The following is an 11,944-nucleotide window of genomic DNA, read 5'->3' as shown; positions in this document are numbered from 1 at the left end:
AATGCAAAAAAACAATGCCTGACTGGACAATCATTAAAATTCTTTCCTGGACAGAATCCTATTTCAAGGAATACTCCATCGACAGTCCGCGGCTGACGGCCGAGATTCTGTTGTCCCATTGTCTTGGCATAAAGCGACTTGATCTTTATCTTCAGCATGATCGGCCGCTTCAGAAAAATGAGTTGTCCATTTTTAAAATTTTAATCAAAAGAAGAATACAAAACGAGCCGGTTGCTTATATCACAGGGAAAAAAGGTTTTTTTGAATCTGATTTTGAGGTTGAAAAAGGTGTTTTGATTCCCAGACCTGATACGGAAACCATTGTTGAAGAAGCATTAAAAATATTACTTTCAGATCCAAAAAATATTAATCCCAAAACCGTTCTTGAACTTGGAACAGGCTCTGGTGCGATTATTGTTTCTTTGGCAAAGGCAGCTCCCGGACATTCCTATTTTGCAAGCGATATTTCTGATACAGCACTTGAAATAGCTAAAAAAAATGCTGAAAAAATTGTCAAGGGCAAAGTCAGGTTTTTGGGAAGTGCCTGGTTTTCATCTCTGAAAAAAATACCCAGGTTTGATTTGATTGTTTCAAATCCGCCTTATATTCCGTCTGGAGATATTCAATATCTCCAGCCTGAAATAAGGAAGTTTGAACCCTTGCTTGCTCTTGACGGGGGTAGTGATGGACTTGACTGTTTTAGATCTATCCTATACGAAGCGCATCATTATCTTGTTCCCGGAGGGATAGTTTTGTTTGAAATGGGATTTGACCAGAAAAATGGGATTCAGGGTGTTTTTGAACGGTATCCTCAGTATGGATCTATTGATTTTATAAGGGATCTGGCAGGTCGTGACAGGGTTGTTTTGATAAAAAAAACAATTGATAAAAATAATAATTATTGATATATAAATTAGGATTTTTGTTGGATTTTAAGAAAACTCACACTCAGGGACTTGAAAATCAGGTGCTTTTAAAAAAGTCGAATTTCAGGGATGATCTGAGTGGTGGAAAAAACCATTAATTAATTTGGAGAACAAATGGCTTATATTACAATTAGAGAACTTTTGGAGGCTGGTGTTCATTTCGGCCATCAGACAAAGCGCTGGAACCCAAAGATGAAAAAGTATATCTTTGGCGCGAGAAATGGAATTTATATTATTGATCTGCAACAGACTGTAAAATTGTTCAAGCAAGCCCATGATTTCATTAAGGATGTAGCGGCCAACGGTCAGGACGTCCTGTTCGTCGGTACAAAAAAACAGGCATCCGAAGCAATCTATGAAGAAGCAAACCGTGCTGAACAGTTTTATGTTCAAAACAGATGGCTCGGCGGCATGTTGACCAATTTTCAGACAATAAAGAATAATATCACCCGATTTCATTTTTTAAATTCAATTGAAAATGACGGAACCCTTGAAAATTATCCCAAAAAAGAGCAGGGAAAAATGCTCAAAGAGAAAGGTAAACTTGAGTTTGCCATTGGTGGTATCAGCCATATGAAAAGATTGCCCGGCGCAATTTTTGTTATTGATCCCAAAAATGAAGCAATTGCAGTAAAAGAGGGTAAGCGGCTTGGGATTCCTGTTGTTGCTGTTGTTGATACAAATTGTGATCCTGATGATATTGATTATGTGATTCCTGGAAATGATGATGCCATCAGATCCATTCGTCTTTTTGCTTCCAGTATTGCAGATGCCTGTATAGAAGGAAGAGAGCTTTATGAAGAAAAACAAAGAGCTGAATCCGATAAGGATGATATAGAGGAAAAGATTGAATTTTCCGATGAAAAAGTGGCGATTGAAGTCGTTTCCGATGGGACAGATGGCCCTGTGGTTGAAAAGATTAAAAGACGAACCACACCGGTTGAAGAGATAAAAGAAGCTACTGAGTAAAGATAAGGAGTGAAATAAAATGGTGCAAATTTCCGCAGCAATGGTAAAAGAGCTTCGTGAGGCGACAGGTTCAGGTATAATGGATTGCAAAAAAGTCCTTGGCGAAGCAGAAGGTGATATGGAAAAGGCGATTGATCTTCTGAGAACAAAAGGCTTGGCTAAAGCCGCTAAAAGAGCAGGCCGCTCTACCTCTGAAGGTGTTATTTATTCTTATATTCATACCGGTGCCAAATTAGGTGTTCTTCTTGAGGTGAATTGTGAGTCTGATTTTGTCGCTAAAACAGAAGATTTTCAGGCGTTTGCAAAAAATATTGCCATGCATATTGCCGCATCAAATCCTGCCGGTTTGAATCCTGAGGATGTTGACGCTGCAATTATTGAAAAAGAAAGAGAAATTTACCGGGCACAAATGCTTGAAGAAGGTAAACCGGAAAATATTATTGACAAAATCGTTGATGGTAAAGTGGAAAAATTTTACAAGGATGTCTGTCTGATGAGTCAGCAGTATGTAAAAGATCCCCAGAAAACCATTACGGACGTGGTAAAAGAAACCATCGGTAAAATAGGTGAAAATATTCAGATTAAAAGATTTGCACGTTTCCAGATAGGAGAATAAAATCTTGAACAAAGAGCCGGAATTTGAACGGGTTTTAATCAAGTTAAGCGGTGAGGCCCTGATGGGAAATCAGGGCTTTGGCATTACCCCTGAAATGATTCATTATGTTGCAGAAGAAATTGCAAAAGTTTACCGTCTGAATGTGCAGATTTCCATTGTTGTAGGTGGGGGCAATATATTCAGGGGGGTTGCAGGAAGTTCGGCCGGTATGGATAGAACATCTGCCGATAATATGGGAATGCTGGCAACTGTTATAAACAGTCTGGCTCTTTGTGATGCTTTGGAAAAGTGTGATGTCCCAACACGGGTGCAGTCTGCCATCCCCATGGACAGGATTGCGGAACCGTTTATTCGTCTAAAAGCCATTCGACACCTTGAAAAGGGTCGAGTGGTTATCTTTGCCGCCGGCACTGGAAATCCTTATTTTACAACGGATACAGCTGCTGTGTTGAGGGCTCATGAAACTCATGCCCAGATTCTTTTTAAAGCCACCCAGGTAGATGGCGTTTATGATAAAGATCCGGTGGTACACGATGATGCTGTCATGTTCAGAGAATTATCTTATATGAGGGTTATTGAAAAACAGCTTCATGTCATGGATATGACTGCGATTTCTTTGGCCATGGAACATGATTTGCCATTGCAGGTTTTTGATCTCCATCAGGAAGGTAATATCTATAAGGCTGTAACGGGGCAGGAGGATATAGGTACTCGAATTTATAATAAATAGCTAACCACTATTGAGGACAGGTTGTTATGATAAATGAAGTGATCCAGGAAACCAGAGAAAGAATGGGCAAATCTGAAAAAGCCTTTGAAAAAGAGTTGTCAAAGGTGCGTACAGGAAGAGCCTCCCAGGCAATACTTGATGGTGTTAAAGTCGATTACTACGGCACCCAGACGCCTTTGCCGCAAATGGCAACCGTATCCATTCCTGAAAGCAGGCTGATTACCGTGAAGCCATGGGATGTCAGTGTCATAAATCAGGTTGAAAAAGCAATATTGAAAGCCAACCTAGGTCTTACACCCTCCAATGATGGCAAGTTAATCAGAATATCCATACCCCCTTTGACTGAAGAGCGAAGAAAAGAGATTGCCAAAAGCGCTTCCAAAATTTGTGAAGATTATAAAGTGGCGATTAGAAATATCCGCAGAGATTCAAATGAAATCCTGAAAGACCTTCAAAAAGAAGGGGATATTTCAGAGGATGACAGTTTTAAGGCTCAAAAGCTGGTTCAGGAAAGTACGGATCAATTTATTAAAAAGTTAGACGAAATTTTTGCCGGAAAAGAAAAGGAAATTCTTGAAGTCTGACTCAAAACAAAATGTAACTCCTGATCTTAAAGTTTTGCCGGCCCATGTGGGAATTATAATGGATGGCAACGGCAGGTGGGCCAAAAAAAGGTTTATGAATCGTGTCAAAGGGCATGAGAGAGGGTCTCAAGCTGTTCGTTCCATCGTGACTTCCTGTATGGAATTGGGGATCGGAATACTTACCCTGTACGCATTTTCTACGGAAAACTGGGCAAGGCCGAAGTCTGAAGTAAAAGCATTAATGATGCTGCTGAAAAAATTCATTGTATCTGAAAGAGAAGAATTTTTAAAAAATAATATTCGTGTTCATGTGATTGGTCAAAAACACAAACTCCCTTTGGATGTTCAACAAGAAATTGACACAACAATGGAGTTGACAAAACATAATGACAAACTTCTTTTGAATCTTGCACTGAGCTATGGTTCAAGAGAAGAAATTACAACTGCTGTAAGGGAAATTGCAAAAAAAATTAACTCAAATAACTTGGAACTTTCTGATATTACACAGGATCTTATTTCAAATCATCTTTATACGAAAACAATGCCTGACCCTGATTTGATTATTCGCACCAGCGGGGAATATCGCTTGAGCAATTTTTTATTATGGCAGGCGGCATATTCTGAAATTTATATTTCCGATACATTATGGCCGGATTTTTCCAGGGCTGAGTTTGTCGAAATCTTAAAAAATTTTCAAAACAGGGATCGACGGTTCGGAAAGGTATCATGCAGCACTTCAAACGCTGGATAACTTCACTCATACTTGTCCCTGTCTTATTATGGATTCTCATCAAGGGCAGTACTCTATTGTTCGCTGTTGTGGTTTCAGCTATTGCTGTGTTTGCCATCAGGGAATATTTAATAATTATTTTTGGCAATGAAAAAAATCCTGTTTCAAATACCATCAAGATCATTTCCTATACCGTTTCAATGACACTGGTTATCAGTGCCTGTTTAGGATCATGGGAAGTATTGTTCTTGATCCTTGCCATGAACCTGATGGCCTTATCCATTTTTGTTCTGTCACGGTTTGCCGTTACTCCCGGCATATTCGATGCCATTTCCAGGCAGGTTCTGGGGGTTGTTTATGTCCCTGTATCCTTGTCCCTGTTGATTTTTATCAAGGAATTGGAGGGGGGAACATTATGGATCATATGGCTTTTGATAGTTATTTTTGCCAATGATACAGGTGCATTTTACACGGGTACGTTTTTTGGAAAAAGAGCGCTTTGTCCTAACATCAGTCCCAATAAAACCATTGAAGGATCATTGGGTGGTGTTGCAGCCGCTATGGTTGCAGGGTTTATTTTTTGTCAAATATTTTTCAATGATTTTTCCCTTGCATTTTTCAGTCTGCCGGGAGCTTTTCTGCTTGCCGTTGCCGGACAAATTGGCGATTTGTTTGAATCCGCCATGAAACGTGCAGCTCATATTAAAGATTCAGGCAGGATTCTTCCCGGACACGGCGGGATGCTTGATCGAATAGACGGGTTGCTGCTGGGCATACCTGTTGTATATGTTTGCTTGGTGTTTGTTTTATGAAACGTCTGTCAATTTTAGGATCAACCGGTTCCATTGGTACAAGCGCACTGGATATTGTCAGGATGCATCCTGATCGCTTCCGGGTAAAAGCATTGACAGCTGCGAATAATATAGATTGTTTTGCAAAGCAAATTGATGAATTTGAACCGGAACTGGTTTCGGTTTTTGATGAAGCCAAAGCTCTGGAACTGTCAAGAGCGCTGACAGGAAAATGCAGACCTGAAATCTTGTTTGGTGAGGCCGGATATAGTGAAGCTGCATCATATCATGGTTCAGACATGGTTCTTCTGGCCATGGTTGGTGCAGCAGGTTTAAAACCAGCTCTTTGCGCAATTGAGGCAAAAAAACAGATTGCCCTTGCCAACAAGGAGACTCTTGTCATGGCAGGTGAAATTGTCATGGCCAAAGCCATGGAAAATGGTGTTTCAATTCTGCCTGTGGACAGCGAACACAGTGCCATTTATCAATGCCTCAAGGGCAACCAGAAAAAAGATTTAAAAACCATATTTTTGACGGCTTCAGGCGGGCCTTTCAGGGAAAAACCATTTCAAGCATTCAAAGAAATTACCTTAAAAGACGCTCTGAATCACCCCACCTGGAATATGGGACATAAAATTACCATAGACTCTGCCACACTCATGAACAAAGGTCTTGAGATTATTGAGGCGGTTCATCTGTTTGATGTTACCCCTGATCAAATCCAGGTGCTTGTTCATCCCCAGAGCATTATCCATTCCATGGTCGGGTATAAAGACGGCAGTATTCTTGCACAAATGGGATGCCCGGATATGAAGGGGGCGATTGCTTATGCCTTGTCTGAACCTGATCGAATTGAACTGCAAATGGATTTTCCTGATTTTACAGCACTTCATTGCCTGGCATTTGAAAAACCTGATACCCAAAGGTTTCCCTCCCTTTTATTCGCAATTGAGGCCTGTCGGCAAAAAGGAACTTTGCCGGCTGTCATGAATGCCGCCAATGAAGTGGCGGTCAATGCCTTTCTTCAAAAACGCATCGGTTTTTTAGATATTTTTAAATTGATTTCCAAAACAATGGAACTTCATACCCGGATTGACAATCCCGATCTTTCAGGTATTATTGAAGCCGATGGTTGGGCACGGGACAAAGTGCAATCTCTGATATAAACAGTGAGGTCTTTATGGGGCATTCGGCTATAGCATTTATTATTGTTATTGGTATTCTTGTTTTTATCCACGAATTTGGACACTTTATTGCGGCCAGGCTTTGTGGTGTAGGTGTTGAGGTGTTTTCCCTGGGTTTTGGACCTAAAATTCTTAAAAAGAGATATGGCCGGACCCAGTATTGCCTGTCTGCAATACCTCTTGGCGGATATGTTAAAATGGTGGGAGAAGAGCCTGGAAGCGAAATTGATCCGGAAGATATCAACTCTTCTTTTACTCATAAATCTTTGTTGCAAAAAAGCATCATTGTTGCAGCAGGTCCGTTCTTTAATTTTTTTCTGGCTATTTTTATTTTTTTTATCCTTTACCAGTTTTCAGGTATTTATTTGGCCGAACCGGTTGTGGGTCAAGTTTTGGAAGATACGCCGGCTTTTACGGCAGGAATAAAACCGGGAGATGTGATCAAAGAGATCAACCAGGTTAAAATCGAATCTTTTGAAGATATCCCCAGGATTATAGCTACAGGTTATGGAAAACAATTGGATTTTATTGTTGAGCGTGAAGCAAGACTTATTGAGCTTGTTATATCTCCTGTTCTTTCGCCAGGTAAAAACGTATTTGGTGAAGAAATTGAAAAATATATTATTGGTATTGTCGGCAGCGGGGAATCTTATCACAAGAAACTTAATCTTTTTCAGGCTTTGCAGCATTCCATCAAGGATACTTATGGGCTTGTGAAGTTAACCCTGCTGTCTGTTGTGAAAATGATCAATGGCAGTATTTCAGCAGATAACCTGGGCGGTCCTTTAATGATTGCTCAAATGGCCGGTGAGCAGGCAAAAGCAGGTATGATGAATTTTGCCTGGTTTATTGCCTTGCTGTCAGTAAATCTTGGTATCATCAATCTTTTTCCAATTCCCGTTTTGGACGGCGGCCATCTATTGTTTTTCGGCATTGAAGCTGTGACCGGCAAAGCCGTCAGTGATAGCTTGCGGGAAAAATTGATTAAATTCGGCGCAGCAGTGCTTGTGGCACTCATGGTTTTTGTTTTTTATAATGACATTGTAAGAATGTTCAATGGTGGATAATATGATTTGCTGTATTGAAATCGCTCTTAAAAAAGAGCTCAGGGATGCTGAAGCATCTTCTCTGATAAAAAAGGCCGCTTCCTATTTTGGAATTAATATTCAAGAGGCGCGATGCATTAATATCGTGACCATTGAATCAGATCTTGATCACGGGCAGCTTGGGCGTGTCAAAGACGAGATCTTTACCAACCCGGTAACCCAGGTGTCAAGTCTTACTCCTCTTGATATTGATTTTCACTGGTGTATCTGGGTCGGATTCAGGCCAGGGGTAAAAGATAACCCGGGTGCCACGGCAATGGAAGCCATAAAAGACCACCTGGGAAAAACCTTTGGACCTGATGAAGGTATTTATACATCAAAACGGTACTGCCTGAAAGGCGATACACTGGTTCGTGAGGATGTGGAAAAACTGGCTTCCGAGCTTTTGTCCAATGGTATCATTCAGCAATTTAAAGTTTTTTCCATGGATGAATGGGATAAGAAAATCGGTGCAGATGTCAAGCCTGCCAAGGTTATCCTTGACCACACACCCTGTTTTGAAGTTATCAGCATTGACTCTGATGAACAGCTTGCAAAGATTTCCGATGAGAGAAATCTTGCATTAAATCCAAGGGATATCCCGGTGATTCGCGAGTATTTTCTGGATCCGGATGTAATGGCATCCAGAAAAAAAGCAGGGCTTTCCAAGCCAACAGATGTGGAGCTGGAATATATTTCCCAGGCCAGAAGCGATCATTGCAATCATAATACCTTTCAGGGAATTTTCAGGTATACGGATGCATCCAATAACGAACAAGTCGTTGAAAACAGCCTGTTTAAAACCTATATCCAGGAACCGACCTTAAAGCTTAAAGATCAAAAAGAGTGGGTGGTTTCCGTATTATGGGATAATGCAGGGGTTGGCAGTTTTGATGATGAAAATAATTATGTGGTGACCGGCGAAACCCATAACTCCCCCTCCAATATGGAAGCCTATGGCGGTGCCATAACCGGTATTGTAGGGGTTTATCGAGATCCCATGGGAACCGGGCTTGGCTCCAAGCTGTTTATGGGCAGTTTCGGGTATTGTGTGGGAGATGTAAATTATGACGGACATTTAAAGCCGCCGCTTCATCCCAGGCGTCTTCTTGACGGTGTTATAGAAGGGGTCAAGGACGGGGGAAATAAAAGCGGAGTTCCCACCACCTTTGGCCAGACACTATTTAATCCCGGTTACATGGGCAAAAGCCTGGTTTTTGTGACGGCATTGGGAATCATGCCCAACCAGGTCAAGGGAAAGCCCAGCCATGAAAAGAAAACATCCCCTGGGGAACTCATTATAATGAGTGGCGGTCGGGTTGGAAAAGACGGCATTCACGGCGTAACAGCCTCTTCGGAAAGTTATTCGGAAAACACGCCTGCCGGTCATGTCCAGATCGGTGATCCTTATACCCAGAAAAAAATGCATGATTTTCTGCTGATATGCCGGGATGAAGGCTTGATTCCGTTTATCACGGATAATGGCGGCGGTGGTTTGTCTTCTTCTGTTGGCGAATCAGCAATGATCTCCAATGGTTGTGTGGTATGGCTGGATAAAGTTCCCCTGAAATACGAAGGGCTGGACATGTGGGAAATCTGGATTTCAGAATCCCAGGAAAGAATGACCATTGCCGTTAAACCCGAAAATCTGGACCGGTTTATGGAACTTTCAGCCGAACATGAAGTGGAAAGCAGTGTGATCGGTGAATATACTGATACCGGCAAACTGCATATCAAATATAAGGACGAAACCTGTGCTTATGTGGATATGGATCTTCTGGACAAAGGGTTTCCCTCATGGGAATTTGATGCAGTCTGGCTTTCGCCTGAAACCAGAGGCTTGACAGAACCTGTGATCAGCTCTCCTTCTGATTTTAATTCATTGCTGCTCAGCATGCTTGAGCGGCCCAATATCAGCTCCAAAGAGTGGATTATCCGTCAATATGACCATGAAGTCCAGGGTGGTTCCGTGATCAAACCCCTTGTGGGGGTTAACCATAATATTCCATCCGATGCCAGCGTGACACGTCCGGTTCTGACCTCCCAAAAAGGCTTGGCGTTTTCCCAAAGTATTCTGCCGTGGTATTCAAAAATTGATGCCTACCATATGATGACCTGTACCATTGATGAAACGGTGCGGCGTTTGATTGCCGTGGGTGGCAATTTTGACCATATTGGCGGGCTGGATAATTTTTGTTGGCCCAACATACAATTTGATCCAAAGAAAAATCCCGATGGAAAATTCAAGGCCGCCCAGCTGGTCCGGGCATGCAGGGCATTAAAAGAAGCTTGCGAAAAATATGAAATCCCGCTTCTTTCCGGCAAGGACAGCATGTATGTGGACGGCCACCTTGAAGGAGAATTTGGAGAGCGCATAAAAGTGTCAGCCCTGGAAACCGTTCAGTTTTCAGGCACATCGGTTATTGAAGATATCTCAAAATGCGTGTCCATGGAACCAAAGGTTGCCGGCGACCTTGTTTATGTGCTGGGCACAACGGCCAATGAACTCGGGGCATCTGAATATTATGAGGCTTTTGATGAAATTGGTCTGAATATCCCACATGTTGATTTTAATAAATTTAAAGTGGTCTACAGGGCAATGCAAAGTGCCATTGAAAATGAACTTGTGGCGTCTTGCCACGCCGTTGCAAGGGGCGGTCTTGGAGTTCATCTGTCATACCTGACACTGGCAGGAGGAATGGGCCTTGAAGTCAATTTATCGGATCTTCCAATGGATGTGAACCGTGGTGGACTTTTAAATGAAACCCTTTTGTTTTCAGAATCAGCAGGCAGATTTATTGTTACTATTGCTCCGGAAAATAAATCAATTTTTGAAAAATTATTCAAAGGCATGGCGGCAAATTGTATCGGCAGGGTAACAAAAGATCATGATCATTTGAAAATTTTCGGCCTTGACAGCGAAACGCTGGTAGATCTAACAACAACACAACTTGATAAAGCATTTAACAAGACCTTTGGAGAGATGATATGAAAAAGGTTAACGCACTGATATTAACAGGGTTTGGATTAAACTGTGATAATGAAACCGCCCATGTATTTGAACTTGCCGGGGCCAAGTCTCATAGAGTTCATATCAATGCCCTGGTTTCCGGAAAAATTGCATTAAAAGATTTTCATATCCTTGCCTTTGGCGGTGGATTTTCCTGGGGGGATGACCATGGTGCAGGTGTGATTCAGGCCTTAAAACTTAAAAATCACATTGGCAAAGATCTTTTGGATTTTGTGGATCAGGGAAAACTTATGATCGGCATCTGCAACGGATTCCAGGCCTTGGTCAACCTGGGGCTGCTGCCAGGTCTTAACAAGGATTATACAAAAAGAAGCGTTTCCATTACCTTCAATGATTGCGGGAATTTCAGGGACCAATGGGTCCATCTGGCTGCAAACAATCAAAGCCCCTGTGTTTTTACAAAGGGCATGGATACAGCCGATTATCCGGTTCGACATGGAGAGGGTAAATTTATTGCAGACCAGAAAGTGATTGACACTCTTTTGGCAAATCATCAGGTGGTGTTTCAATATGCCGACGCTCAAGGAGTTCCTGCAAAAGGCGAATTTCCTTTGAATCCAAATGGTTCTTTAGAAGATATTGCCGGCATCTGTGATCCGTCAGGGAAAATTTTCGGGTTGATGCCTCATCCTGAAGCATATAATCATTTTACCAATCATCCGGACTGGACGCGTCAGACCCAACTGCTTAAACGGGAAGGCAAAGCTCTTGGCAAAGAGATGACAATTGGTGTCAAATTGTTTAAAAACGGGGTTGATTATATCAAAGAGTCATTTTTTTAATATCTGAATTTGAGAAATTTCTCCGGCCATTTCAGGATTGTTTCTGAAGGCCGGGGGAATTTTTCAGCCTTGAGCAAACGGCAGGCATTTTCAGCCTGATTCCTTAATTTATTACCAATACGGGTTGCATATCCCAATAGATATATGCTAATTAGGTTCGGTATGAAACAGTATTTAATAGATGGGTTGAGGCTTGCGGATTATCAAAAATTAAAAGCCTATTTTGATGAATACTTGATATCTTCGCCTCTGGGCGGGATTTATTGGCTTGAATTGGATAAAAAATTGTTAACCCCCATTCAAAAAGATCATGAAGGTTGTCATCCTCATGTATTCGCTTTAGAACTGGAGGAAACTTCCCTGTCCTGTGAATTTTTGGTAAGAATTAAAAAAAACATAAAATGCGATTGCATGGATTATGCAACAAGAAAACAGCGCAATTGGCTCATTGATCAGGCTGATGCCATTCTTGAACAACTTGATATTTGTATTTAATCAACTTCTTAGGGTATTCAG

At 41.6% G+C, this 11,944-nt stretch carries 12 protein-coding genes; all 12 read left to right on the top strand.

Annotated features, from left to right (window positions below; all coding sequences use genetic code 11):
- Positions 1-14: 14 nt before the first annotated feature.
- The 12 genes from prmC to BLT94_RS10650 all read left to right on the top strand — a co-directional run bounded on the left by prmC (position 15) and on the right by BLT94_RS10650 (position 11,923).
- Entirely contained in the window at positions 15-905 is an 891-nt protein-coding gene (gene prmC / locus BLT94_RS10705; protein ID WP_014957140.1) for a peptide chain release factor N(5)-glutamine methyltransferase, read from the top strand.
- Positions 906-1,040: 135 nt separating this feature from the next.
- A complete protein-coding gene (rpsB, locus tag BLT94_RS10700) occupies positions 1,041-1,895 on the top strand; it encodes a 30S ribosomal protein S2 (RefSeq protein WP_014957141.1) in 855 nt (284 codons plus the stop codon).
- A 19-nt stretch (positions 1,896-1,914) separates the two neighbouring features.
- Positions 1,915-2,511 (top strand): translation elongation factor Ts, encoded by a 597-nt coding sequence (gene tsf, locus BLT94_RS10695; RefSeq protein ID WP_014957142.1) that lies wholly within the window; start codon positions 1,915-1,917, stop codon positions 2,509-2,511.
- Between the two features lie 4 nt (positions 2,512-2,515).
- Positions 2,516-3,241 (top strand): UMP kinase, encoded by a 726-nt coding sequence (gene pyrH / locus BLT94_RS10690; RefSeq protein WP_014957143.1) that lies wholly within the window; start codon positions 2,516-2,518, stop codon positions 3,239-3,241.
- A 26-nt stretch (positions 3,242-3,267) separates the two neighbouring features.
- A complete protein-coding gene (frr, locus tag BLT94_RS10685; RefSeq protein ID WP_014957144.1) occupies positions 3,268-3,825 on the top strand; it encodes a ribosome recycling factor in 558 nt (185 codons plus the stop codon).
- Complete coding sequence (locus tag BLT94_RS10680; RefSeq protein ID WP_092233783.1) at positions 3,815-4,576, top strand: isoprenyl transferase; 762 nt, start codon at positions 3,815-3,817, stop codon at positions 4,574-4,576. The genes frr and BLT94_RS10680 overlap by 11 nt, the downstream gene beginning before the upstream one ends.
- Positions 4,552-5,367 carry a phosphatidate cytidylyltransferase gene (locus BLT94_RS10675; RefSeq protein ID WP_092233781.1) on the top strand — a complete coding sequence of 272 codons (816 nt, stop codon included), beginning with the start codon at positions 4,552-4,554 and terminating at the stop codon, positions 5,365-5,367. The genes BLT94_RS10680 and BLT94_RS10675 overlap by 25 nt, the downstream gene beginning before the upstream one ends.
- Positions 5,364-6,512 carry a 1-deoxy-D-xylulose-5-phosphate reductoisomerase gene (locus BLT94_RS10670; protein ID WP_014957147.1) on the top strand — a complete coding sequence of 383 codons (1,149 nt, stop codon included), beginning with the start codon at positions 5,364-5,366 and terminating at the stop codon, positions 6,510-6,512. Before BLT94_RS10675 ends, BLT94_RS10670 begins: the two co-directional genes overlap by 4 nt.
- Positions 6,513-6,526: 14 nt before the next feature.
- Positions 6,527-7,597 (top strand): RIP metalloprotease RseP, encoded by a 1,071-nt coding sequence (rseP, locus tag BLT94_RS10665; RefSeq protein ID WP_092233778.1) that lies wholly within the window; start codon positions 6,527-6,529, stop codon positions 7,595-7,597.
- A gap of 1 nt (position 7,598) precedes the next feature.
- Complete coding sequence (locus tag BLT94_RS10660) at positions 7,599-10,607, top strand: phosphoribosylformylglycinamidine synthase subunit PurL (protein ID WP_092233775.1); 3,009 nt, start codon at positions 7,599-7,601, stop codon at positions 10,605-10,607.
- The gene (locus BLT94_RS10655; RefSeq protein ID WP_092233772.1) at positions 10,604-11,428 is read left to right on the top strand and encodes a phosphoribosylformylglycinamidine synthase subunit PurQ; all 825 of its coding nucleotides are present in this window, start codon (positions 10,604-10,606) and stop codon (positions 11,426-11,428) included. Before BLT94_RS10660 ends, BLT94_RS10655 begins: the two co-directional genes overlap by 4 nt.
- A gap of 162 nt (positions 11,429-11,590) precedes the next feature.
- Positions 11,591-11,923 carry a hypothetical protein gene (locus BLT94_RS10650; protein WP_092233768.1) on the top strand — a complete coding sequence of 111 codons (333 nt, stop codon included), beginning with the start codon at positions 11,591-11,593 and terminating at the stop codon, positions 11,921-11,923.
- Positions 11,924-11,944 lie beyond the last annotated feature (21 nt).

Source organism: Desulfobacula phenolica, assembly GCF_900105645.1.
Taxonomy (GTDB): domain Bacteria; phylum Desulfobacterota; class Desulfobacteria; order Desulfobacterales; family Desulfobacteraceae; genus Desulfobacula; species Desulfobacula toluolica.
Note: the sequence above shows the minus strand (reverse complement) of the source record. Positions and strands in the feature narration are given on the sequence as shown.

Excerpts from the sequence above, each read along its gene's own strand:
- BLT94_RS10675 (WP_092233781.1), top strand. The coding sequence starts at position 4,552 with ATGCAGCACTTCAAACGCTGGATAACTTCACTCATACTTGTCCCTGTC.
- rpsB (WP_014957141.1), top strand. The coding sequence starts at position 1,041 with ATGGCTTATATTACAATTAGAGAACTTTTGGAGGCTGGTGTTCATTTC.
- BLT94_RS10650 (WP_092233768.1), top strand. The coding sequence starts at position 11,591 with ATGAAACAGTATTTAATAGATGGGTTGAGGCTTGCGGATTATCAAAAA.
- rseP (WP_092233778.1), top strand. The coding sequence starts at position 6,527 with ATGGGGCATTCGGCTATAGCATTTATTATTGTTATTGGTATTCTTGTT.
- BLT94_RS10655 (WP_092233772.1), top strand. The coding sequence starts at position 10,604 with ATGAAAAAGGTTAACGCACTGATATTAACAGGGTTTGGATTAAACTGT.
- BLT94_RS10660 (WP_092233775.1), top strand. The coding sequence starts at position 7,599 with ATGATTTGCTGTATTGAAATCGCTCTTAAAAAAGAGCTCAGGGATGCT.
- frr (WP_014957144.1), top strand. The coding sequence starts at position 3,268 with ATGATAAATGAAGTGATCCAGGAAACCAGAGAAAGAATGGGCAAATCT.
- prmC (WP_014957140.1), top strand. The coding sequence starts at position 15 with ATGCCTGACTGGACAATCATTAAAATTCTTTCCTGGACAGAATCCTAT.
- BLT94_RS10670 (WP_014957147.1), top strand. The coding sequence starts at position 5,364 with ATGAAACGTCTGTCAATTTTAGGATCAACCGGTTCCATTGGTACAAGC.
- tsf (WP_014957142.1), top strand. The coding sequence starts at position 1,915 with ATGGTGCAAATTTCCGCAGCAATGGTAAAAGAGCTTCGTGAGGCGACA.